Source organism: Streptomyces sp. Act143, assembly GCF_003143935.1.
In the GTDB taxonomy this organism is placed as follows: domain Bacteria; phylum Actinomycetota; class Actinomycetes; order Streptomycetales; family Streptomycetaceae; genus Streptomyces.
This window is the reverse complement of sequence record NZ_QFRX01000001.1, coordinates 1539829-1561888: the sequence shown is the minus strand read 5'-3', so window position 1 is coordinate 1561888 and position 22060 is coordinate 1539829. Positions and strand designations below refer to the sequence as shown.

Below are 22060 nucleotides of genomic sequence, written 5' to 3'. Positions count from 1 at the left end.
CCAGGTGCGTCTCCGGTGACCCGGCACCCGGCGCCGGCGGAGGGCAGAATCCGGAAGGTGACCATCACCGCGCGGGAACTCAACCGGGCCACCCTCGCCCGTCAGCTGCTGCTGCGCCGGGAGCCGCTGGGTGCCGCCGAGGCGGTCCGACGGCTCCTCGCCCTCCAGGCGCAGCAGCCCGCGTCGCCCTATCTGGCGCTGTGGAACCGGCTCGACGGCTTCGACCCGGCCGCGCTGGACGACGCCTTCGCCGACCGCACCCTCCTCAAGGCGACCCTGCTCCGCATCACCCTGCACGCCGTCCACTCCGACGACTACCGCACGGTCCGGGAGGCGATGCAGCCGACGCTGTACTCCTCCCGGCTGGGTCACCGCTTCGCCGCCGCCGGCCTCACCCCGGCGGACGCCGCCGAACTGGAGCCGGGGCTGCTGGAGTTCGCCGGCCGGCCCCGTTCGAACGGCGACCTCGCGGGCTGGCTGGCGGAGCGGGTGGGCGCGGAGAGGAAGGACGGGGCGTGGTGGGGGCTGCGGTCGTACGCGCCGCTGGTGCACGTGCCGACCGGCGGCCCCTGGTCGTTCGGCTACTCACCGGCGTACGTCGCCGCGCCCGAGGGCCGCTTCACCGGCGAGCCGGAAGCTGCACTGCGGACCCTCGTCCTGCGCTACCTGGCAGCCTTCGGGCCCGCGTCGGTGGCGGACATCGCCCAGTTCGCCACGGTGCAACGCCTGCGCGTCCGGGACGCGTTGCAGGCGCTCGGGGAGACGGTGGAGGAACTGGCCGGGCCCGAGAGGCAGTCGCTGTACGACGTCCGGGGCGGCCTGCGCCCGTCCGCCGACACCCCCGCGCCGCCCCGTCTGCTGCCCATGTGGGACAGCGTTCTGCTGGCCTACGACGACCGCGACCGGGTGATCCCGCCGGAGTACCGCAGGCTGGTGATCCGCACCAACGGCGACGTCCTGCCGGCACTGCTGGTGGACGGGTATGTGGCCGGGGTGTGGCGCCCGGTGGAGGGCGGCATCGAGGCGACCGCTTTTCACCGCCTGCCCGCGCCGGCATGGGACGCGCTGTCGGACGAGGCGCGAGCACTGACCGCCTTCCTCGCCGACCGTGAGCCCACCGTCTACCGCCGTTACGGCCACTGGTGGAGCAAGCTCCCCCACGCGCAGGTGCGGGTGCTCACCGGTGAGGGCCGGCCCGACCGCGCTAGGCCTCGCTGATCTGACTCCGCAGCCATTGCTCGACCTCTCCCACGTGCGCCGCCGCGGCGGCCCGTGCCGCCTCCGGGTCATGGGCCACCAACGCCCGGTGGATCGCGGTGTGTTCGCGCCGCGTCCGTTCGAACGCACCCTCTTCCTGGTAGCCCCGCCACACCCGGGCACGGAAGGTGCGTGAGGACAGGCCGTCCAGGATCGCGGCCATGGTCTCGTTGCCGGCGGCCATGGCGATCTCGCGGTGGAAGGCCAGGTCGTGGGCGAGGATCTCCTCGGGGTCGTCGGTGGCGTTCATCGCCGTGAGGTGTTTCTCCACCTCGGCCAGCTGGTCCGGGGTGATCCGGGCCGCCGCCAGCGCCGTCGCCGTCGACTCCAGGATGCGCCGCACCTCCAGCAGCTCCACCAGCCGCGGCCCCCGGGACAGATCGGCGACCACGCCGAACGTCTCCAGCAGGTCGCCCGCCTCCAACTGCGTGACGTAGATGCCCGAGCCGTGCCGGGCCTCCAGTACCCCCAGCACCGTCAGCGCGCGGATCGCCTCCCGCACCGAGCTGCGCGAGATCCCCAGCTGCGCGGCCAGATCCCGTTCCGTGGGCAGCCGCTGCCCGGGCTCCAGGCTTCCCTGGGCGATCATCGCCTTGATCTGCTCGATCGCCCGCTGGGTCACCGTGCCCTTCTGCGGGGTCTCCTCCACGCCACCACTCCTCCACTCGCCGTGCGCGGCAGTCTATCCGCGGAGGTGGTCGGACCACTATGGCCAGAACGCTCGAAAATCGGTGCCAGAGGGTGTTGTGGAGGCGAAGTGGTCTGATAAATATGCGGCGACCGCTCGATCACGCTCGAGACCACGCTCGACAGAGCGCTCAACGAAACGCTCAACGAAACGCTCAACAAAACGTTCGACATCACGCTCGACATCACGCTCGACGAGGAGCTGAGAGATGGCCGGCTGGACAGTGCGGAACGGACGGCGCAACAGGCGAACATCCGCGTGGGCGATGCGTACGACGGCTGCGGCCGCCTGCGCGGGACTCGCGCTCACGGCATGCGGCAGCACCAAGGACACGGGCGGCTCCACCAGCGCCGGTGGCGACGGCAACGGCAAGGTCGGGGTGATCCTGCCCCTGCTCACCTCGCCGTTCTGGCAGTCGTACAACGACTACGTCCCGAAGATGGCGAAGTCCGAGGGCGTCGACGCGCTCAAGACGGTCAACTCCAACAGCGATCCCTCGCAGCAGATCACCGACATCAACACCCAACTCAACCAGGGCGTCGAGGGCCTGGTCGTCGCCCCGCTGGACAGCGCCGCCATCGAAGCGGGCCTGGACCAGGCGGAACGCAAGGGCGTCCCCGTGGTCGCCGTCGACGTGGCCCCCGACAAGGGCAAGGTCGCGATGGTCGTCCGCGCGGACAACGTGGCGTACGGCGAGAAGGCCTGCCAGTACCTCGGCAAGCAGATCCCCTCCGGCAAGGTCGTGCAGATCATGGGCGACCTCGCCTCGGTCAACGGCCGGGACCGCTCGGAGGCGTTCCGGGCCTGCGTGAAGAAGAACTTCCCCAAGCTCAAGGTGCTGGAGATCCCCGCCAAGTGGGAGTCCGACGCGGCCGCCTCCAAGCTCGACACCCTGCTGAACGCCAACCCCGACATCAAGGGCATCTACATGCAGGCCGGCGGTGTGTACCTCGCGCCGACCCTCCAGACCCTCAAGTCCAAGGGCATGCTGAAGACGGCCGGGCAGGCCGGGCACATCACGATCGTCTCCAACGACGGCATCCCGCAGGAGTACGACGCCATCCGCAAGGGCCAGATCGACGCCACCGTCTCCCAGCCCGCGGACCTGTACGCCAAGTACGGCATGTACTACATCAAGGCCGCGATGCAGGGGAAGACCTTCCAGCCCGGCCCGACCGACCACGGTTCCACGATCGTCAAGCTGCCCAGCGGCATCCTGGAGGACCAGCTTCCCGCGCCCCTGGTCACCAAGGACAACGTCGACGACCCCGGCCTGTGGGGCAACACCGTCAAATGACCACGCCACTCGTCGAAGCCCGCGGCGTCGTCAAGCGGTACGGCCCCACCACCGCCCTCGCCGACGGCCGCCTCACCGTCCTCCCGCGCGAGTCGCACGCCCTCGTCGGCCGCAACGGCGCCGGGAAGTCCACGCTGGTGAACATCCTCACCGGCCTCCAGTCGCCCGACGAGGGCACGGTCCGCTTCGACGGCGAACCGGCGCCCGCGCTCGCCGACCGGGACGCCTGGCGCCGCAAGGTCGCCTGCGTCTACCAGAAGCCGACCGTCGTCCCCGAACTCACCGTCGCCGAGAATCTGTTCATCAACCGGCAGCCCCTGCACCGCGGGTTCATCAGCTGGCGCAAACTGCGCGCCGACGCCGCCGAACTCCTCGACACCTGGGGCGTCCACGTTGACCCGGAGGCCCGTACCGCCGACCTCAAGGTCGAGGACCGCCAAATGGTGGAGATCGCCCGGGCGTTGAGTTTCGGCGCCCGCTTCATCGTCCTCGACGAACCGACCGCCCAGCTCGACAACCGGGAGATCGAACGGCTCTTCACCCGGATGCGGGCCCTCCAGGAGTCCGGCGTCACCTTCCTGTTCATCTCCCACCACCTCCAGGAGGTCTACGAGGTCTGCCAGACCGTCACGGTCCTGCGCGACGCCCGCTGGATCACCACGGCACCCGTGGCGGACCTCCCGCGGGCGGCACTGGTGGAGGCCATGGCGGGGGAGACGGTCGCCGAACAGACCGCACGCGGCACCGCCGTCGACCAGCAGGCTCCGGTCCTCCTCGACGCCCGCGGGCTCACCTCCGACGCCTACCGGGACATCGACCTCACCGTCCGCCGCGGCGAGGTCGTCGGGCTCGCCGGCATCAGCGGCAGCGGGAAGACCGAGCTCGCCGAGTCGTTCACCGGACTGCACACGCCCACCAGCGGCACGGCCCGGCTCGCCGGTGAACCCCTCCCGTTCGGGGACGTCCAGGCCGCCCTGAAGGCCGGCGTCGGATGCGTCCCCCGCGACCGGCACGGCCAGGGGCTGGTCTTCGGCATGAGCATCGGCGACAACGCCACCATGAGCGTCCTCGGCCGGCTCGGCCGCCACGGCTTCGTCGGCAGCGACCGCAAACGGGGCGTCGCCCGCGAGCTGATCGACCGGCTCGACATCCATGCCGAGGGCCCCGACCAGCCCGTCTCCGACCTGTCGGGCGGCAACGCGCAGAAGGTCGTCATGGCCCGCGCCCTCGCCTCCGACCCGCGTCTCCTCGTCCTGATCAACCCCACCGCGGGCGTGGACGTGAAGTCCAAGGAGTCGCTGCTCGCCCACGTGGACAGCGCCCGCGACGACGGCACCGCCGTCCTCGTCGTCTCCGACGAACTCGACGACCTGCGCCGCTGCGACCGCGTCCTCGTCCTCTTCCACGGCCGCGTGGTCGCCGAGCACGCGGCGGGCTGGCGCGACCACGAGCTGATCGCCTCCATCGAAGGAGTGGACCACGATGGCTACTGCGCCTTCCCGGGGGACGACCCCCGGACCCCCGGCCGAGGAGAGCAGGCCCGGGATGACTGAGATGCAGGCGCCGCCGCGCGCGCCCGAAAAGACCGCGGCCCCCCGCTCGGCCCGTACCGTCCTGCTGCGCCGCGCCCGCGAACTGGCCCTCGTCCCCGCGCTGTTGCTGCTGATGGTGCTGGGAGCGGTCGTGAACGACTCCTTCCTCACCGAACGCAACCTCATCTCGATCCTCGGCGCCTCCGCCGCGCTCGCCATGGTGGTGCTGGCCGAGTCGCTGGTGCTCATCACCGGCAAGTTCGACCTGTCCCTGGAGTCGGTCGTCGGCATCGCGCCCGCGGTCGGGGCGCTGCTGGTACTGCCGTCCGCCCAGTCCGGCTGGGGCACCGAACTCCCGGCCGCCCTCGCCCTGTTGGCCGTCATCCTGGTCGGCGCGGCGGTCGGCGCCTTCAACGGCGTCCTGGTCGTCAAGTTCAAGCTCAACGCGTTCATCGTGACGCTCGCCATGCTGATCGTGCTGCGCGGTCTGCTGGTCGGCGCGACCAAGGGCAAGACCCTCTTCGGCATGCCGGACAGCTTCTACTCGCTGGCCACCACCACCTTCCTGAACATCCCGATGTCGGTGTGGCTGGCGGCGCTGGCCTTCGCGGTCGCCGGGTTCGTGCTCAAGTACCACCGCGTCGGCCGGGCCCTGTACGCCATCGGCGGCAACGCCGACGCCGCGCGCGCCGCGGGCATCCGCGTCGAGCGCGTGATGCTCGGGGTGTTCGTGGTCGCGGGCGCCCTGGCGGCGGTCGGCGGCATCATCCAGACCGGGTACGTCGGCGCGATCAGCGCCAACCAGGGCAACAACATGATCTTCACCGTGTTCGCGGCGGCGGTGATCGGCGGCATCAGCCTGGACGGCGGCCGGGGCACCATGTTCGGCGCGCTGACCGGCGTACTCCTGCTGGGCGTCGTGCAGAACCTGCTCACCCTCGCCCAGGTGCCGTCCTTCTGGATCCAGGCGATCTACGGCGGAATCATCCTCCTCGCCCTCATGATCGCCCGCGTCACCACGGGCCGCGCCCAGGACTGACCCCCTGTCACCTACGGAAAGGCCCTTCGTGTCTGCGACGCCCGCCCGCATCATCGCGGTCGACACCCACGACATCCGTTTCCCGACCTCGCGCGAGCTCGACGGCTCCGACGCGATGAACCCGGACCCCGACTACTCGGCGGCGTACGTCGTCCTGCGCACCGACGCGGCCGACGGGCACGAGGGGCACGGCTTCAGCTTCACCATCGGGCGGGGCAACGAGGTCCAGGTGGCCGCCGTCCACGCGCTGCGGCACCACGTGGTCGGACGGTCCGTCGAGGAGCTGTGCGCCGACCCGGGGACCCTGAACCGCGACCTGATCGGCGACAGCCAGCTGCGCTGGCTCGGCCCCGAGAAGGGCGTGATGCACATGGCGATCGGCGCGGTCGTCAACGCCGTGTGGGACCTCGCCGCCAAACGCGCGGAGAAGCCCCTGTGGCGGCTGCTCGCCGACGCCGATCCCGAGTGGCTGGTCCGGCAGATCGACTTCCGCTACCTCACGGACGCGCTGACGCCCGAGGAGGCGCTGGCCCTGCTGCGCCGCGGGCGGGAGGGCGCGCAGGAACGGATCAGCACCCTGCTGGAACGCGGCTACCCCGCCTACACCACCTCCCCGGGCTGGCTCGGCTACGAGGACGCCAAGCTCACCCGCCTCGCCGAGCAGGCCGTCGCCGACGGCTTCCGGCAGATCAAGCTGAAGGTCGGCGCGGACCTCGACGACGACATACGGCGCTGCCGGGTCGCCCGCCACGTCGTCGGCCCGGACATCCGCATCGCGATCGACGCCAACCAGCGCTGGGACGTCGAGGAGGCGGTCCGCTGGACCAAGGCGCTCGCCGAGTTCGACCCGTACTGGATCGAGGAGCCCACCAGCCCCGACGACGTCCTCGGCCACGCCGCCATCCGCAGGGCCGTCGCCCCGGTGAAGGTCGCCACCGGCGAACACGTCCAGAACCGGGTCGTGTTCAAGCAGCTCCTCCAGGCCGGCGCCGTCGACGTCGTCCAGATCGACGCGGCCCGCGTCGGCGGCGTCAACGAGAACCTCGCCATCCTGCTGCTCGCCGCCAAGTTCGGCGTCCCGGTCTGCCCGCACGCGGGCGGCGTCGGCCTGTGCGAACTCGTCCAGCACCTGTCGATGTTCGACTACGTCGCCGTCACCGGCACCACCGAGGACCGGGTCATCGAGTACGTCGATCATCTGCACGACCACTTCCTCGACCCGGTGGTGATCGGAGAGGGTCACTACACGGCACCCACCGCGCCGGGCTTCTCGGCCGCCATGCGGCCCGAGTCGATCGCGCGCTACACATTCCCGGACGGCGCCTTCTGGGCCGCCGACCTCGCCGGGCAGGACGACACGAAGGGACACGCGGCATGAGCGACTTCGAGGGTCTCAAGGCGCTGGTGACGGGAGGCGCCTCCGGCATCGGCCGGGCCACGGCCGAACTCCTGGCCGCGCGCGGCGCCCAGGTCGCCGTCCTCGACCTCGACCCGTCGTCCGTGCCGAAACCGCTGCTCGCCCACCAGGCCGACGTCACCGACGACGCCTCCGTCCGCCGGGCGGTCGCCGCCGCCGTCGCCGAGCTCGGCGGACTCGACGTCCTGGTCAACAACGCGGGGATCGGCGCCCAGGGCACCGTCGAGGACAACGACGACGCCGAATGGCACCGCGTCCTGGACGTCAACGTCGTCGGCATGGTCCGGGTCGCCCGCGCCGCCCTGCCCCACCTGCGGGCCTCGCAGCACGCGGCGATCGTCAACACCTGCTCCATCGCCGCCACCGCGGGCCTGCCGCAACGCGCCCTCTACAGCGCGACCAAGGGCGCGGTGTACTCGCTGACCCTCGCCATGGCCGCCGACCACGTCCGCGAGGGCATCCGCGTCAACTGCGTCAACCCCGGCACGGCGGACACCCCGTGGATCGGCCGCCTCCTCGACAAGGCCCCCGACCCCGCCGCCGAACGCGCCGCCCTGGAGGCCCGCCAGCCCACCGGCCGGCTCGTCTCCGCCGACGAAGTCGCGGGCGCCATCGCCTACTTGGCGAGCCCGCTCTCCGGCGCCACCACCGGCACCTCCCTCGCCGTCGACGGCGGCATGCAGGGCCTGCGACTGCGCCCGGCGGGCCGGTGACGACCCCGCGGGGCCTGGGCTTCGGAGCCGCCGGCATAGCCAACCTCTACACCGAGGTCCCCGAGGAGCAGGCGCACGCGGCGGTCGCCGCCGCCTGGGACCGCGGCATCCGCTACTACGACACCGCTCCCCACTACGGCCTGGGCCTGTCCGAACGCCGCCTCGGCGCGGCCCTGCGCGAGCACCCGCGCGAGGAGTACCTGATCTCGACCAAGGTGGGCCGCCGCCTGGAGCCGTCGGCCGGCGGCGGCGACGACCTGGCCCACGGCTTCGCCGTCCCCGCCACCCACCGCCGGGTCTGGGACTTCACCGCGGACGGCATCCGACGCACCCTCGACGCCAGCCTGGAACGCCTCGGCCTGGACCGTGTCGACATCGCCTATCTGCACGACCCGGACGACCACGCCGAACAGGCCTTCCGGGAGGGGTACCCGGCCCTGGAGAAGCTCCGCGCGGAGGGCGTCGTCGGCGCGATAGGCGCCGGGATGAACCAGGCCGGGATGCTTGCCCGCTTCGTCCGTGAGACGGACGTCGACGTGGTGCTGTGCGCCGGCCGCTACACCCTGCTCGACCGGAGCGCGCTGACCGAACTGCTCCCGGCGGCCCTCGCGAAAGGGACGTCCGTCGTCATCGGCGGCGCCTTCAACTCCGGCTTGCTGGCCGACCCGAAGCCCGGAGCGACGTACAACTACGCGCGGGCTCCGGAGGAGTTGCTGGACCGGGCCCTGCGCATGAAGGCGGTCGCCGACCGGCACGGCATCAGCCTGCGCGCCGCCGCCCTGGCCTTCTGCGCGGCCCACCCGGCCGTCACCAGCGTCCTCGTGGGCGCCCGCTCGGCGGCCGAAGTCCACGACTGCGCCGACCAGTTCGCGACACCCGTACCCGAATCCTTCTGGCACGAGCTGCGGGAGACGGGACTGATCGAGGAGCCGCCGTCATGAGGATCGCCCTGCACACCAAGGTCCGCGCGGACCGCGTCGCCGCGTACGAGGCCGCCCACCGCGAGGTCCCGAAGGAACTCACCGACGCCATCAGCGCCGCGGGCGCGACCTCCTGGACGATCTGGCGCAGCGGCACCGACCTCTTCCACGTGCTCGACTGCGAGGACTACGGCCGCCTCCTCGCCGAGCTGGAGAAGCTGCCCGTCAACGTCGCCTGGCAGGCGAGGATGGCCGAACTGCTGGACGTCGTCCACGACTACGGCGACCAGGAGGCCGGCCTGCCCGTCGTCTGGGAGCTGCCGTGACCGTCGTCGACGCGCACCACCACCTCTGGGACCTGTCGGTGCGCGACCAGGACTGGATTCCCGAAGTCAGCCCGATCCGCCGGGACTTCACGGTCGACGACCTCGCGGCCGAGGCGCGGGCCGCCGGAGTCGGCCGGACGGTGCTCGTGCAGACCGTCACCGTCGCCGAGGAGACCCCCGAGTTCCTGGCGCTCGCGGCGGAGCACGACCTGATCGCCGGTGTCGTCGGCTGGACCGACCTCACCAGCCCCGCCGTGGCCGACGAACTGGCGCGACTGCGTGAGCTGCCGGGCGGGCGGTTCCTCAAAGGCGTCCGGCACCAGGTACAGGGGGAGCCGGACCCGGAGTGGCTGCTGCGGGCCGACGTGCTGCGGGGACTCGCCGCGGTGGCGGCGGCGGGGCTGGTGTACGACCTGGTGGTCCTGCCCCATCAGCTGCCGGCGTGTGCGAAGGCCGCGGCCCTGCTGCCGCAACTGACCTTCGTCCTGGACCACTTGGGCAAGCCGCCGATCGCGTCGGGCGTCCTGGAGCCCTGGGGCGCCGACCTGCGGGCCCTCGCGGCTCTGCCCAACACGGTCGCCAAGCTCTCCGGGTTGGTCACCGAGGCCGACCCCGAGACCTGGACCGTCGACGACCTGCGCCCCTGCGCGGAGACGGCCCTGGACGCCTTCGGCCCGGACCGCCTCATGTGGGGCTCGGACTGGCCGGTCTGCCGACTGGCGGCGACCTACGGCGAAGTGCTAGCCGCTGCACGCCGGTTGGCGGGCTCCGACCCCCAGGTATTCGGAGCGACCGCCGAACGCGTCTACGACCTCTGAGCCGCCCCGGCCAGCCGCGTCGGCGGCAGATACTCCCGCACGTACGTCCGCTCCCAGCACGCGCCCGTCTCCCGCAGCTCCCGCCAACTCGTGAACCGGTAGCGGAAGAGCCGGGCGCGGACGAAGCGGGGCGGCGCGTCGGGCGGGAACGGGGAGCGGCGGAGCAGCCTGAGGGTGTCGCGGTCGTTCTCCAGCAGCCGCTCCACGAACGTGCCGAACCAGGACCCCGCGTAGCCGGGCGACAGCGCCGCGAACCACATCAGCCAGTCGAGGCGCAGGTGGTACGGCGCGAACTGGCGCGGCCAGTGCCGGGGATCGCCGGGCTTGCCCTTGAACTCGTACTCCCGCCAGTCCGAGTCCTCCCGCGGCACGTCGTCGGCCGTGCCCTCGACGACCACCTCGTAGCGGACACGGCTGACGCTGCCGAAGGCTCCGTAGGTGTTGACCAGGTGGAGCGGGTCGAAGGAGCGGTTCATGATCTGACGGCGGGAGACCATGTTCGTCACCGGGCGGTAGCTGAGGCAGACGAGCAGTGCGGCGACGGCCAGGACGACGATCTCGTACCAGAGCGGGGCGGCGGGCGTCGGCGGGGCGTCGTACGGGAACTCCACCGCGGACAGGGCGAGCACGATGGTGATCCAGTTCAGCCAGGAGAAGTTCCCCGACAGCACCAGCCACAACTGGGTGACGATCATCAGCGCGGCGGCGGCCGTGGCGAGCGGCTGCGGAGTGAAGAGCAGGACGGGGACCACGAGTTGGGTGACGTGGTTGGCGGCCACCTCGACCCGGTGCAGCGGGCGCGGCAGATGGTGGAAGAACCAGCTCAGCGGGCCCGGCATCGGCTGCGTCTCGTGATGGTGGTCCAGACAGGTCAGCTTCCGCCAGCACGCGTCGCCGCGCATCTTGATCAGCCCCGCGCCGAACTCCACCCGGAACAGGATCCACCGCAGCAGGAACAGCACCACGATCGGCGGCGCCACGTCGTCGTTGCCCAGGAAGACGGCCAGGAAGCCGACTTCCAGCAGCAGCGACTCCCAGCCGAACGCGTACCAGGTCTGGCCGACGTTGACGATCGACAGATACAGCAGCCAGGGCACCAGCCACAGCAGCATGGCCGCCCACAACGGCAGCCGGGCGTCGAGGCCCGCGAGCAGCGCCGCCGAGACCGCGCAGCCGGACCAGGCGCACACGGCGAAGAAGCGGTCCGAGTAGTGGAGCTGGAACAGGCTCGGGGCCGCCTTGAAGGGGACCCGTGAGACATGGCGCGGGACGGGCAGCAGGCCGCGTGAGCCGAGCAGCGCCCGGAACTGGAGAGCCGCCGTCAGGAAGGCGACGAGGTACACGCCGGCCAGGGCCCGCTGGCAGACCAGCCGGCTCAGCCAGTAGTCGGATGCGGTGAACCAGTCCACGGCCAGGTGCTCCTCCCTGCCATTGTCGCGCGGGAACCCTATGTCACTCTCCGTGTACCGTGCCTCCGCTTGCGTAACCCAAGTGAGTGACGCAGACAATAGTGATGAATTGCCCGGTATGAGGCGGGAGAGAACGGTGCGTACACCCACCGGAACCTTCGTCACGGCCTGCGCGCTCTCGGCGGCGCTGATCGTCGCCGGCTGCGCGGGCGGCAGCGACGGCCGGACGGGCGAGGAGGTCTTCCTCCAGCCCGCCGCGGCCCAGGGGCCGGACCCCTTCACCACGTCCACGGCGACCAAGGCGGCCTCCCCGGCGCCCGTCACCCGAACGCAGCAACCCCGCGCATCGGGCGTGCGGTCGATCTCCGGCGGCACACCCGGCCTCTATGGCGGCACCGCCCGGACCGGCAGCTGCGACGTGAACCGGCAGATCGGCCACCTGACCGTCGACCGGTCCAAGGGGCGCGCCTTCGCGCAGGCCGCGGGCATCTCTCAGGCCTCGATCCCCGCCTATCTGCGCTCCCTCACCTCGGTCGTCCTGCGCGCCGACACCCGCGTCACCAACCACGGGTACCGGGCCGGGCAGGCCACCGGCTTCCCGGCGGTCCTCCAGGCCGGTACCGCCGTTTTCGTCGACAACCGCGGCGTACCGCGGGTCCGCTGCGCCTGCGGCAACCCGCTGACGGCCGCGACGGCACCGCGCGGGAACCCGGAGACCCGGGGACGGGCCTGGTCCGGCTACCGGCACGATCAGGTGGTCGTGGTGACCCCGGCGCCCCAGGTCATCACCCACGTCACGATCATCGACATCGTCCACCACACCTGGATCGAGCGACGCTGCGGACACGACGTACGCCATGACCACGTCGTACCGCCGCCGGAACCGGTGGTCCCGACGCCGACGCCGACGCCGACGCCGACTCCGACGACCAGTCCCTCGGAAACCGGGCCGAGCGTGAGCGTGACACCTGGCGAGAGCGGGAGCGGGAGCGGGAACGAGGACTCCGCCTCCCCGTCCGACGGGCAGCGGCTGACGGACGACTGCGTCACCCCGACCGTCACCGTCACCCCCGGCGGCCCCCTCCCCGCGACGCCCGGCACACCGGACCCCGCCTGCCCCGCGGTCACCGTCACCGCGACGCCCCCGGAGACCGCGCCGGAGACCCAGACCGTCCCCGACGCGCCTTCGGCCGCGGAGCCCACGGACACCTGGCAGGGGGTCGGCCCCGAGACCGTCCCCGACACCCCCGACCTGCCCGACGGCGGCGGGCTGATCCCGGACGAGCCCGACGAGCCGGCGACCACCGACAGCATCTTCGACAGCCCCACGGACGTCTTCGGGAGCTGACACCGACGACGACCGGCCCCAGTCGAAGAATCGGACAAATCCTGGCAAGGTGGCCCCATGGTTGATCGGGGAGCGAGCGCCCTGTCACTCCCGGACGACTGGCCCGCCCATCCGGACCCGATTCTGGCGCTCAACCGCATGGGCAGCTTCGACTGGGACCTGGACACCGGTCTGTTCCACATGGACGCCCAGGCCCACGAGGTCTTCGACCTGCGCCCCGACGAATACGACGGGCACCCCGAGAGCCTCGCGATCCGGGTTCCGGCCCCGGAGGGCCACCGGCTCGACACCCTGGTCTCCCAGGCCATGAAGGACGGCAGCGAGAACTACGGCACGTACTTCCGCATCCGCTGCCGCGACGGCGCACTGCGCTGGACCCACACCCAGGGCTACATCCGGCGCGACGAGACGGGCCGCCCGCGCCGGATCGTCGGCATCGTCCGCGACGCCACCCAGGAACTCGACGACCTCGCCGCCCGGCGCGAACAGGCGAGCCTGGACGCCGCCCGGCAGGAGCAGACCAACGTCGTCCAGCTCACCACGGCCGCCCTCGCCTACGCCCGCACGGTCGACGACGTCATCGAGGTCCTCAAGGACACCCACGGCCTCACCCACCTCGGCGCCACCAGCCTGGTCATGGGCCTGGTCGAGGCGGGCCGCATCCGGCTGATCGCCGAGGGCCCCGCCGGCAGCTTCGTGCCCGGCACCGACGTCACCCGCATCGACGAGCCGTACCCGATGAGCGAGGTGGTGCGCACCCTGACCCCGCGCTTCATCGAGTCGCCGGAGGAGTTCGCCGAGAGCTACCCCGTCCTGTGGCCGCACATCACCGGCCTGGACATCACCGCGGCCGCCTATCTGCCGCTGATCGCCCAGGCCAGGCCCATCGGCGCCATGGGCCTGCTCTACAGCGACCGGCGCGGCTTCTCGCCCGAGGACCGCAACGTCCTCGTCGCCCTCGGCAGCAGCATCGCGCAGAGCCTGCAACGGGCCATGTTCTACGAACAGGAGAAGGACCTCGCCGCGGGCCTGCAACAGGCCATGCTGCCGCGCACCATCCCCAGCGTGCGCGGCGCCGACGTCGCCGTCCGCTACCGCGCCGGCTCCGCCGCTGGCTCCCTGGGCCGGGACATCGGCGGCGACTGGTACGACCTCATCCCGCTGCCCAGCGGCCGGGTCGGCGCGGTCATCGGGGACGTCCAGGGCCACGACACGCACGCCGCCGCCGTCATGGGGCAACTGCGGATCGTGCTGCGCGCCTACGCCGCCGAGGGCCACACCCCCGCCACCGTGATGGCCCGCGCCTCCGTCTTCCTCCACGAACTGGACACCGACCGCTTCGCGACCTGCCTCTACGCCGAGGCCGACCTCGCCACCGGAGTCGTCCAGGTCGTCCGGGCCGGCCACATCGACCCCCTGGTGCGGCAGGCCGACGGCAGCTGCCGCCGGGTCCCGGTCGAGGGCGGGCTGCCGCTCGGGCTGTCGGCCGAGTTCGGCAGCCTCGAATACCCCGTCGCCACCGTCGAGCTCGACCCCGGCAACACCCTGCTGCTCTGCACGGACGGCCTGGTCGAGCAGCCCGGCGCCGACCTCGACGACGGCATGCAGACCCTCACCGCGCTCATCGGCTCCGGCCCCGCGGACGTGCGCGACCTCGCCGACAAGCTGATCGAGGTGGCCGAGGAACGCGGCGGCGACGACGACGTGGCCCTGCTCCTGCTGCGCCGCCGGGGCCTGGACGCCCCGCAGTCCGGCGGCCGGCTCCAGCAGCACGTCGCCCCCGGCGACCCCGAGGCGCTGTCCGAGGCCCGGCACATGATCCGGGCCGCCGTCCGGGCCTGGGGTTCGGGGGAGCGGGCCGACGAGATCGAACTGGTCGCCGACGAACTGATCACCAACGCCCTGATGCACACCGAGGGCGCCGCCGTCGTCACCCTCAGAGTGCTGGCCGGCTCCGACCGCCGCCTGCGCGTCGAGGTCGAGGACTCCTCCAGCGCCCTGCCGCGCCGCCGCGAGGCGGGGGAGTCGGGGGTCTCCGGCCGCGGCCTCCTCCTCGTCGACCTGCTCACGGACCTGTGGGGGGTGGAGGCGCGGGGCGGCGGCAAGTGCGTGTGGTGCGAGTTCGTCGTCCCGGGACGCGCGTGACGGGGGATGGCACCCTGGACGTATGCCGGAACTCCCCGAGGTGGAAGCGCTCAAGGACTTCCTCACCGAGCACCTGGTCGGCCATGAGATCGTCCGGGTGCTGCCCGTCGCGATCAGCGTCCTGAAGACGTACGACCCACCGCTCACCGCCCTCGAAGGCCACGAGGTCACCGAGGTGCGGCGGTACGGCAAGTTCCTCGACCTGGTCACCGACGGCGGCCCGCACTTCGTGACCCACCTGGCCCGCGCGGGCTGGCTGCACTGGAAGGACCAGTTGCCCAGCGGCATGCCCCGCCCCGGCAAGGGACCCCTCGCCCTGCGGGTGGCCCTGGAGACCGGCGCCGGCTTCGACCTGACGGAGGCCGGCACCCAGAAACGGCTCGCCGTGTACGTGGTCCAGGACCCTCAGGAGGTCCCCGGCGTGGCCCGGCTCGGCCCGGACCCGCTCGCGGACGACTTCGACGAGGCGAGGTTCGCGGCGCTCCTGGCCGCCGAACGCCGCCAGATCAAGGGCGCCCTGCGCGACCAGAGCCTCATCGCCGGGGTCGGCAACGCCTACAGCGACGAGATCCTGCACGCGGCGAAGATGTCCCCGTTCAAACTGGCCGCGTCCCTCACCCCCGAGGAGACGACCCGCCTCCACACCGCCCTGCGCGCCACCTTGAGCGAGGCCGTCGAGCGCTCGCGCGGCGTGGCGGCCGGCCGGCTCAAGGCGGAGAAGAAGAGCGGCCTCAGGGTCCACGGCCGCACCGGCGAGCCGTGCCCGGTGTGTGGCGACACCGTGCGCGAGGTCTCCTTCAGCGACTCCTCGCTCCAGTACTGCCCCACCTGCCAGACCGGCGGAAAGCCGCTGGCGGACCGCAGGATGTCCAGGCTCCTCAAGTAGTGGGGACGCGGCGTGGCGCGACCGGCGCCCCCGTGAAGGCGTCGAGCAGGACCCGGTCGCCGAGTTTCCGCTTCAGTTCCCCGGTGACCTCCTGCAACACCAACTGGGCGGTGCAGTCCCCGTCGCTCGCCCCGACGACCGACGCCGACAGCACCACGCTCCCGGACGTCTCCAGTACGTCCACGGCGGCCCCGTCGTCGCAGGCACCGTGCCCGGCGAGGACCGTGACGGACCGGCCGTCCCCGCTGACCTCGACGAGCCGTTCGACCTGCATGAGGTCGTCCGTGGGCACTTCCCCGACCGCTTCGATCGGTGACCCGGGCAGGGCCGACGGCTTCAGCGCGACCCGCTTCAGGGGGGTGTCGTACCCGTCCAGCGTGAACAGCCAGGCCGGTACGGTCGCCGGTCCGCGGCTGGTGACGAGGGTCGTCCCGCCGAGCCGCACCGCCGTCACGGTCAGATGCGGTCCGTCGCCGCCGCCGGCGGCCACACTGTCGTAGGCCTCCCGCGCGTCCATCAAGGGCAGGCTGAGCGAACTCCCGCTCTCCCACTCGACCTTGCCCTTCTCCGGTGTGCCGGAGGGCAGTTCGGCCTTCAGGACGAAGCTCCCTGCTGAGTACGCCCGTTTGTCGTCGTCGTTGCGGAAGGCGTGCTCGGGAAGCTGGACGACGTCCGCCAGCGGGTAGTAGCCCGCGCGCCACACCTCGGCAGCCCGGGAGCCGTCCCACGCGGCAGCCACCTCACGGGCCCTGTCCCCGGTGCCGGCGGGCCGGGAGCCGGTGTCGGCCCGCTCGCTGCCGCAGCCGGCCGCGAGCAGCGCAAGGGGCAGGAGGAGGGCGAGAGTTCGCGCGAGATGTGCAGACGGGTGTCGCATGTGTTCCCCCAGGACCGGACGGTGGCGACGGCGGACCGTATCGCTCCTGAGACGCGGGAACCGGGCTCCGCGTTCGCCCGGAATCAGCGGGACTTGAGGGTCACCAGGTGTTCGCCGTCCGAGGAGCGCACCTCGTAGCGGGCGATCTGGTCGGGGTGCAGGGACGAGGAGCCCTGCATGGTGAGTTCGCGGGCGTCGTGGCGCGGGACGCTCCAGGTGGTGACCGTCTCCTCGGAGCCGTCCGTACCGACGATGACCAGACGGCAGGTGCGGGGGCCCGCACCGTCCTTGACCTTCAGCTCCAGCTGGCTGCCCGAGGCGTAGTCCTCGGTGGTGACCTGCGCCCAGACGCCGGACCGCGCATCGGTCGCGGACATCTGGACGGTGCCCTTCCCGCCGCCCGCGAGGACCACGAGACCCGGGCCCGCGACCGCGAAGGCCACGGTGGCCGCCACCGCGCAGAGAAACCGGCGGCGACCGGCCCGGTGCCGGGCCCCGACCTCGGAGAGCAGCCGGTCCAGCAGCCGGGGGCCCGGCTTGGTGAGCGGGTGGACGAACTGCGGTGTCGAGCGCCGGTACAGCATCAACTGCCGGGTGATGGGACCGAACTCGGTGACATGCGCGGCGCACCGAGGGCACTCCATGAGGTGGTCCTCAAAACGGAACGCGTCCGCCTCGTCCAGCACGCCGAGCGCGTACGCGGCGACGTCGCGATGCCTCTCCTGGGACCTCATGCGGAATCCTCGTGCCGTTGGGTGCGGGTGGGGTCACTCCTTGCTCCCACCGGTACGCACCGGACCGCCGAATCACTCAAGCCCCACACAGAATCGCAACCAAGGGGTTCGGAGCGGCCGGGCACGAGGATTGGTCCCGTTCGAAAAAAAGTCCGGGACCGGATGTACGCGGACGGCGGCGTGGCTAGAAGAGGTGGATGGCGAGATGCCCCAGCGGCAGCCCGAGCTGCCAGGCGGGTGTCCACACCTTCGGGCCGTCGTCCTCGCCGATGACCGGGCCGCCGCCCGGCACCGCGTTCAGGTCGGGGGCGAGCAGCTCGGTCTCCTGGAGCCAGCGCCAGGCCGCCTCCGCGAGGTCCAGGTCGGGGTCGGGTCCGCCGGAGTCGATCGCCTCGGCCGCGAGCCTCGCCATGCGGTCGCGCACCCAGTCCTGCCAGGGCTGGTCGTACGCGGTCAACGACAGCCAGGTCTCCAGCTGGGAGACGACCCGGATGCCGGACAGCTCGCCGTCGGTGTCGGACAGGAAAATGGTCAGCGCCAGGGCGTCCCGCCCGGCACGGAACTCGAAGGACGTCGGCGGCATGAGATCGCCGGTCCGCAGCAGCTCGTCGGCGATGTACTCGGCGTACAACCAGGCCATGGGAACGGTGAGTTCGCCACCACCGGCGCCGTCCGTGCTCTCTTGACCTCTGTGCAGCATCCCTTCCTGCCTTCCTCCGGTGCGTGCGCGTCGCCCGCGGCTGGGCTCCCAGTCGGGAACACGGATGAAGACAGCCGATTACTCAACCATGGTCCTCAGCAAGGCGCTTTGCGAAGGCTTTGCTTCACCATGAGTTTCATCGCAGGTCGGCCGCGTAGCCCGGGAGGACCCGGCGCAGGGCGCGCAGCGCGTAGTACGCGCGGGACTTCACGGTACCGGGCGGAATCCCGAGGGTCTGCGCGGCTTCCGCCACACTCGCCCCCTGGAAGTACACGAGCACCAGGACTTCACGGTGCTCCGGAGTGAGTGTCTTCACAGCCTCGCGCACATCGAGCATCGCGGCGGCCCGCTCGGCGTGGTCGGCGCACACCCGCGCGTTCTCCAGGATCGCGTCGCCGACCTCCGGCGGACGCGCCTGCCGGGCCCGGCGCGCGTCGATCGCCAGCCGCCGTCCCACGGTCAGCAGCCACGGCCGTACGGAGTCGAAGTCGTCGGCGCGCAGCGCCTCGGGGTGCTGCCAGGCGCGTACGAGGGTCTCCTGGACCAGGTCCTCGGCGCGCTGCCGGTCGCCGTCGCACAGCCGGAGGAGCAGTGCGAAGAGCGGCCGGCCGTGCTCCCGCTGCAGTGCGGCGAGCTCGTGCTCGGCGGTCGTCCCGTTCGTGAGCGTGGTTCCGGCCGTCATGGCCGTATGGCATCGCAGGGCGGGGGTGAGGGACAGGGCGTGCGCGCGGATCTGCGGCGGGCGGTCGATCGCGTCGACGAACGGTACGACGAACGGTCCCCTCCGCCTCGCCGTCGGGCGAATGCCGCGCCCATCGGGCGAATGAAGGGGCCCGGCCCGTTTGCGGCCGGCATCAGCTTCGTACCTATTTGTGCGTAAATATGATCACAGTGGGGTGAGCTGATGATTGCACGCAGTCGACAAGTGGCCCTGGCCCTGACCGCGCTCCTCGCCGCGGGCGCCGCCTGTCAGGCCCGGGGTCACGACAAGCCCGATCCGCCCGCCCGCAGCGGCCATCCGGCCCCGTCGGCCGACACCGCCCGCGGCTTCACGCTCGTCGCCTCCGGTGACGTCCTCCCGCACTCCTCCATCATCGACCGCGCCCGCTTCGACGCGGGCGGCGACGGCTACGACTTCCGCCCGATGCTCTCCGGCGTGGAACCGGTCGTCTCCCGCGCCGATCTGGCGCTGTGTCACATGGAGACCGTCTACGGGGCGAACGGCGACTACACCGGCTATCCCGCCTTCAAGTCCCCGCCCGAGGTCGCCCAGGGGCTCGCCGCCACCGGCTACGACAGCTGCTCCACCGCCTCCAACCACAGCCTCGACGACGGCGCCGAGGGCATCCGCCGCACCCTCGACGCCCTCGACCGCCAGGGCGTACGGCACGCCGGGACCGCGCGCACCGAGGACGAGGCGCGCACCGTCACGGTCCTGCGCGCGGGCGCCGCGAAGGTCGCCCACCTCTCCTACACCTATGACACGAACGGCTATCCGCTGCCCGCCGGTCAGCCCTGGGCCGTCGACATCATCGACGAGAACAGGATCCTGAGCGACGCCCGGGCCGCCCGGACGGCGGGCGCCGACGTGGTCGTGGTCTCGGTGCACTGGGGCACCGAGTGGCAGGACGCCCCCGACGACCGCCAGCTCGCCCTGGCCCGCTCGCTCACCGCCGCCCGCACCGGCGACCGCCCCGACATCGACCTGATCCTCGGCACCCACGCCCACATCCCGCAGGCGTACGAGAAGGTCAACGGCACCTGGGTGATCTACGGCATGGGCGACCAGATCGCCGGCGAGATGTTCAACCACGAGGGCGCCCAGGACCCGCGCGGCAATCAGTCCACGATCGGCCGCTTCACCTTCGCCGCGCCCGAGAAGCCGGGCGGGCGCTGGGAGGTGAAGAAGGCCGAGTTCATCCCGCAGCTGTTCGACATCGACGCGGGCCGGGTGGTGAACCTCAACCGGGCCATCGCCGAGGGTGCCGAGCTGACCGGCGTGCGCGACCGCATCCGGGACGTGGTGCTGAGCCGGGGTGCGGCGCAGGACGGCCTGACGATGGGGGAGTAGGTCAGTCGGCGGCCGCCTCGTCGAAGGTCCGCAGCATCTCCTTCAGGACGCGCCTGCACGCCGTGAGCTCGGCCTCGGTCAGATCCCCTCCGACCTGCCGGTTCAGGGCGTGCTCGCGCGCCAGGACGCCGTCGATGAGCTCCTCGCCCGCGCCTGTGATCCGGATGAGCGAGGAGCGCTGGTGCGCGGGATTCGGCGTGACCTCCACCCATTCCCCCGCCGCCGCGTCGTTGACCATGCGCTGCACGAACTGCCGGGTCAGCGCCATGATCCGGGCCATCTGAGGCACCGTCATGGGCCCGTACCGGCGCAGCAGGACGAGCACGGACCGGACGCCGACGGAGATGCCCTCGTCCTTCTCGCTCTGCTCCAGTTTGCGCAGGCCGCGGCGGTAGAGGGCGCCGACGAGGTCGAACACCTCGGAGACGCGGTGACCGAGTTCGTCGGGGGGGAGCGGGGCGTCGATGTCGTTCACCGGGACATCATGCCCCGAACTCATCATGACAACCTGGTTGTCAAATCCCTCGAGAGATGACACCTTGGGTGTCATGACAGCTGCTTCGGACATCAGCTACTTCCCGTCCACCGACGGCGACCTCGCCTACCGGGACACCGGCACCGGCGACCTCGTCGTCCTGCTCCACTCCGGCTACGTCGACCACCGTCTCTTCGAGGACCAGACCCCGGCCCTGGTCGAAGCCGGGTACCGGGTCGTCGCCGCGGACGTCCGCGGCCACGGCTGGTCCGCCAACGCGAGCGAACCCTTCCGCTGGGCCGACGATCTCGCCTGCCTGCTCAAACACCTCGACGCCGGTCCCGCGGTCCTGGCCGGCGTGTCGATGGGCGGGGCGATCGCGGGCGACACCGCCATCGAATACCCGGAACTGGTCCGCGGGATCGTGCTGAGCGGGGCCTCGGTCAGCGACTTCGAGTACACCTACGACAAGACCCGGGAGATCGTCGCCGAGTCGGCCCGCACCCTGCACTCCGGTGACATCGAGGCCTGGCTGAAGGTGTTCCTGCGGAGCATGGCGGGCCCCTTCCGCGAGGCGGAGGACACCGACCCCGCACTTCAGGACCGGCTGCGCGAGATGGCCCTGCACACCATCGCCAAGCACACCCCCGGCGAGCGCAACTGGCACGTCCCCATGACCGACACCTGGCCCCGGGTACGGACGCTCGACATGCCGGTGCTCATGGTCAACGGCGCGCTCGACTCACCGGACCTGATCGCGGACGCGGAACTCTACGCCCACACCGCCCGCAAGGGCCGCTCGGTCATCGTGGAGGGCGCCGCGCACTTCCCGAACCTGGAACGGCCCGAGGAGTTCAACAGCCTCCTGCTGGACTTCCTGCGGGACCTGTAGGGACCTCCGGGCCGGGCATCACCGGAGGTGTCCGAGGGCGCCTAGGGCACCACCGTCACCGGCCACCGCCCGGCCTTCACCAGCCGTACGGCCACCGAGCCGACGATGCGGTGGCCGGCCTGCTCGGAGGCGCCCACCACCACCGCGTCCGCCTTGAGCTCGTCCGCCGCCTTCACCAGACCGCCGTACGGGTCGCCGGGGAAGGTGTGGAACTCCCAGCGCACATCGAATATCCCCTTCGTGCGCTCGGTGGCCTCCCGGATCTGGGCGACCAGGTCCTCGGCGATCTCGTCGGTCGTCTCGGCGACCGGCGCGCCCATCGCCGCGCCCCCCGCCATCACCGGCCGTACGTACACGACGGCGAGGAGCGCGTGCTGGCGGCGCGCCAGGCCCCCGGCATAGGCCGCGGCCCGGAGGGAGGAGTCGGAGCCGTCCACTCCCACGACGATGACCTTCGGCCCGTCCGTGCCCCGCTCGAACTGGGGCGAGTGCTGTTCCGTCACGGCACGGAGGCTATCG

Annotated in this window: 22 protein-coding genes; 14 read left to right on the top strand and 8 right to left on the bottom strand. The window is 71.7% G+C overall.

Going from position 1 to position 22060, the window contains the following annotated elements; genetic code table 11:
* The first annotated feature begins 57 nt into the window (after positions 1-57).
* A complete protein-coding gene (locus DI272_RS06945) occupies positions 58-1218 on the top strand; it encodes a winged helix DNA-binding domain-containing protein (RefSeq protein WP_109500719.1) in 1161 nt (386 codons plus the stop codon).
* On the opposite strand, the gene DI272_RS06940 is transcribed toward DI272_RS06945, so the two are convergent.
* Positions 1205-1906 (bottom strand): FadR/GntR family transcriptional regulator, encoded by a 702-nt coding sequence (locus tag DI272_RS06940; protein WP_109494417.1) that lies wholly within the window; start codon positions 1904-1906, stop codon positions 1205-1207. The two genes, DI272_RS06945 and DI272_RS06940, sit on opposite strands and share 14 nt — an antisense overlap.
* Positions 1907-2153: 247 nt before the next feature.
* Between DI272_RS06940 and DI272_RS06935 the strand changes: the two genes are divergently transcribed.
* The 8 genes from DI272_RS06935 to DI272_RS06900 are packed head-to-tail and all read left to right on the top strand — an operon-like array spanning position 2154 to position 10007.
* Entirely contained in the window at positions 2154-3242 is a 1089-nt protein-coding gene (locus DI272_RS06935) for a sugar ABC transporter substrate-binding protein (RefSeq protein WP_109494416.1), read from the top strand.
* Positions 3239-4795 carry a sugar ABC transporter ATP-binding protein gene (locus tag DI272_RS06930; RefSeq protein ID WP_109494415.1) on the top strand — a complete coding sequence of 519 codons (1557 nt, stop codon included), beginning with the start codon at positions 3239-3241 and terminating at the stop codon, positions 4793-4795. The genes DI272_RS06935 and DI272_RS06930 overlap by 4 nt, the downstream gene beginning before the upstream one ends.
* Positions 4788-5813, top strand: a complete 1026-nt coding sequence (locus DI272_RS06925; RefSeq protein ID WP_109494414.1) for an ABC transporter permease — start codon at positions 4788-4790, stop codon at positions 5811-5813. The genes DI272_RS06930 and DI272_RS06925 overlap by 8 nt, the downstream gene beginning before the upstream one ends.
* A gap of 28 nt (positions 5814-5841) precedes the next feature.
* Positions 5842-7191 (top strand): L-fuconate dehydratase, encoded by a 1350-nt coding sequence (locus DI272_RS06920; RefSeq protein WP_109494413.1) that lies wholly within the window; start codon positions 5842-5844, stop codon positions 7189-7191.
* On the top strand, positions 7188-7943 hold the full coding sequence (locus DI272_RS06915; protein ID WP_109494412.1) for an SDR family NAD(P)-dependent oxidoreductase: 756 nt from the start codon (positions 7188-7190) through the stop codon (positions 7941-7943). The genes DI272_RS06920 and DI272_RS06915 overlap by 4 nt, the downstream gene beginning before the upstream one ends.
* The gene (locus DI272_RS06910) at positions 7940-8884 is read left to right on the top strand and encodes an aldo/keto reductase (protein ID WP_109494411.1); all 945 of its coding nucleotides are present in this window, start codon (positions 7940-7942) and stop codon (positions 8882-8884) included. Before DI272_RS06915 ends, DI272_RS06910 begins: the two co-directional genes overlap by 4 nt.
* Complete coding sequence (locus tag DI272_RS06905) at positions 8881-9189, top strand: L-rhamnose mutarotase (protein WP_109494410.1); 309 nt, start codon at positions 8881-8883, stop codon at positions 9187-9189. The genes DI272_RS06910 and DI272_RS06905 overlap by 4 nt, the downstream gene beginning before the upstream one ends.
* On the top strand, positions 9186-10007 hold the full coding sequence (locus tag DI272_RS06900; RefSeq protein ID WP_109494409.1) for an amidohydrolase: 822 nt from the start codon (positions 9186-9188) through the stop codon (positions 10005-10007). Before DI272_RS06905 ends, DI272_RS06900 begins: the two co-directional genes overlap by 4 nt.
* Here the strand turns inward: DI272_RS06900 and DI272_RS06895 are convergent.
* Positions 9995-11416, bottom strand: a complete 1422-nt coding sequence (locus DI272_RS06895; RefSeq protein WP_109494408.1) for a lipase maturation factor family protein — start codon at positions 11414-11416, stop codon at positions 9995-9997. The genes DI272_RS06900 and DI272_RS06895 overlap by 13 nt on opposite strands.
* A 136-nt stretch (positions 11417-11552) precedes the next feature.
* On the opposite strand from DI272_RS06895, the gene DI272_RS06890 reads away from it, so the two are divergent.
* Genes DI272_RS06890 through DI272_RS06880 form a run of 3 tightly spaced genes read left to right on the top strand, consistent with a single transcriptional unit; the run spans position 11553 to position 15795 of the window.
* Positions 11553-12764, top strand: a complete 1212-nt coding sequence (locus DI272_RS06890) for a DUF6777 domain-containing protein (protein ID WP_109494406.1) — start codon at positions 11553-11555, stop codon at positions 12762-12764.
* A 57-nt stretch (positions 12765-12821) separates the two neighbouring features.
* Entirely contained in the window at positions 12822-14909 is a 2088-nt protein-coding gene (locus DI272_RS06885; protein ID WP_109494404.1) for a SpoIIE family protein phosphatase, read from the top strand.
* Positions 14910-14931: 22 nt separating this feature from the next.
* Complete coding sequence (locus DI272_RS06880) at positions 14932-15795, top strand: Fpg/Nei family DNA glycosylase (RefSeq protein ID WP_109494402.1); 864 nt, start codon at positions 14932-14934, stop codon at positions 15793-15795.
* Here DI272_RS06880 and DI272_RS06875 read toward each other — a convergent pair.
* The 4 genes from DI272_RS06875 to DI272_RS06860 all read right to left on the bottom strand — a co-directional run bounded on the left by DI272_RS06875 (position 15788) and on the right by DI272_RS06860 (position 18785).
* Positions 15788-16669 (bottom strand): hypothetical protein, encoded by an 882-nt coding sequence (locus tag DI272_RS06875; protein WP_109494400.1) that lies wholly within the window; start codon positions 16667-16669, stop codon positions 15788-15790. The two genes, DI272_RS06880 and DI272_RS06875, sit on opposite strands and share 8 nt — an antisense overlap.
* Before the next feature lie 83 nt (positions 16670-16752).
* The gene (locus DI272_RS06870) at positions 16753-17403 is read right to left on the bottom strand and encodes a zf-HC2 domain-containing protein (protein WP_109494398.1); all 651 of its coding nucleotides are present in this window, start codon (positions 17401-17403) and stop codon (positions 16753-16755) included.
* A 184-nt stretch (positions 17404-17587) separates the two neighbouring features.
* On the bottom strand, positions 17588-18103 hold the full coding sequence (locus tag DI272_RS06865; protein ID WP_109494397.1) for a hypothetical protein: 516 nt from the start codon (positions 18101-18103) through the stop codon (positions 17588-17590).
* A gap of 136 nt (positions 18104-18239) precedes the next feature.
* Positions 18240-18785, bottom strand: coding sequence for a sigma-70 family RNA polymerase sigma factor (locus DI272_RS06860; RefSeq protein ID WP_109494395.1), 546 nt, complete (start codon positions 18783-18785; stop codon positions 18240-18242).
* 222 nt (positions 18786-19007) lie between these two features.
* On the opposite strand from DI272_RS06860, the gene DI272_RS06855 reads away from it, so the two are divergent.
* Positions 19008-20174 carry a CapA family protein gene (locus DI272_RS06855; RefSeq protein ID WP_109494393.1) on the top strand — a complete coding sequence of 389 codons (1167 nt, stop codon included), beginning with the start codon at positions 19008-19010 and terminating at the stop codon, positions 20172-20174.
* Between the two features lies 1 nt (position 20175).
* Here the strand turns inward: DI272_RS06855 and DI272_RS06850 are convergent, their stop codons facing one another.
* Positions 20176-20649: a MarR family winged helix-turn-helix transcriptional regulator gene (locus DI272_RS06850; RefSeq protein WP_109494391.1), complete on the bottom strand. Its 474-nt coding sequence runs from the start codon at positions 20647-20649 to the stop codon at positions 20176-20178.
* Between the two features lie 73 nt (positions 20650-20722).
* On the opposite strand from DI272_RS06850, the gene DI272_RS06845 reads away from it, so the two are divergent.
* Complete coding sequence (locus DI272_RS06845) at positions 20723-21541, top strand: alpha/beta fold hydrolase (RefSeq protein ID WP_109494389.1); 819 nt, start codon at positions 20723-20725, stop codon at positions 21539-21541.
* 41 nt (positions 21542-21582) lie between these two features.
* On the opposite strand, the gene DI272_RS06840 is transcribed toward DI272_RS06845, so the two are convergent.
* The gene (locus DI272_RS06840; RefSeq protein WP_109494387.1) at positions 21583-22044 is read right to left on the bottom strand and encodes a universal stress protein; all 462 of its coding nucleotides are present in this window, start codon (positions 22042-22044) and stop codon (positions 21583-21585) included.
* Positions 22045-22060 lie beyond the last annotated feature (16 nt).

Excerpts from the sequence above, each read along its gene's own strand:
- DI272_RS06935 (WP_109494416.1), top strand. The coding sequence starts at position 2,154 with ATGGCCGGCTGGACAGTGCGGAACGGACGGCGCAACAGGCGAACATCC.
- DI272_RS06930 (WP_109494415.1), top strand. The coding sequence starts at position 3,239 with ATGACCACGCCACTCGTCGAAGCCCGCGGCGTCGTCAAGCGGTACGGC.
- DI272_RS06925 (WP_109494414.1), top strand. The coding sequence starts at position 4,788 with ATGACTGAGATGCAGGCGCCGCCGCGCGCGCCCGAAAAGACCGCGGCC.
- DI272_RS06915 (WP_109494412.1), top strand. The coding sequence starts at position 7,188 with ATGAGCGACTTCGAGGGTCTCAAGGCGCTGGTGACGGGAGGCGCCTCC.
- DI272_RS06905 (WP_109494410.1), top strand. The coding sequence starts at position 8,881 with ATGAGGATCGCCCTGCACACCAAGGTCCGCGCGGACCGCGTCGCCGCG.
- DI272_RS06885 (WP_109494404.1), top strand. The coding sequence starts at position 12,822 with ATGGTTGATCGGGGAGCGAGCGCCCTGTCACTCCCGGACGACTGGCCC.
- DI272_RS06880 (WP_109494402.1), top strand. The coding sequence starts at position 14,932 with ATGCCGGAACTCCCCGAGGTGGAAGCGCTCAAGGACTTCCTCACCGAG.
- DI272_RS06875 (WP_109494400.1), bottom strand. The coding sequence starts at position 16,669 with ATGCGACACCCGTCTGCACATCTCGCGCGAACTCTCGCCCTCCTCCTG.
- DI272_RS06870 (WP_109494398.1), bottom strand. The coding sequence starts at position 17,403 with ATGAGGTCCCAGGAGAGGCATCGCGACGTCGCCGCGTACGCGCTCGGC.
- DI272_RS06865 (WP_109494397.1), bottom strand. The coding sequence starts at position 18,103 with ATGCTGCACAGAGGTCAAGAGAGCACGGACGGCGCCGGTGGTGGCGAA.
- DI272_RS06860 (WP_109494395.1), bottom strand. The coding sequence starts at position 18,785 with ATGACGGCCGGAACCACGCTCACGAACGGGACGACCGCCGAGCACGAG.
- DI272_RS06855 (WP_109494393.1), top strand. The coding sequence starts at position 19,008 with ATGATTGCACGCAGTCGACAAGTGGCCCTGGCCCTGACCGCGCTCCTC.
- DI272_RS06845 (WP_109494389.1), top strand. The coding sequence starts at position 20,723 with ATGACAGCTGCTTCGGACATCAGCTACTTCCCGTCCACCGACGGCGAC.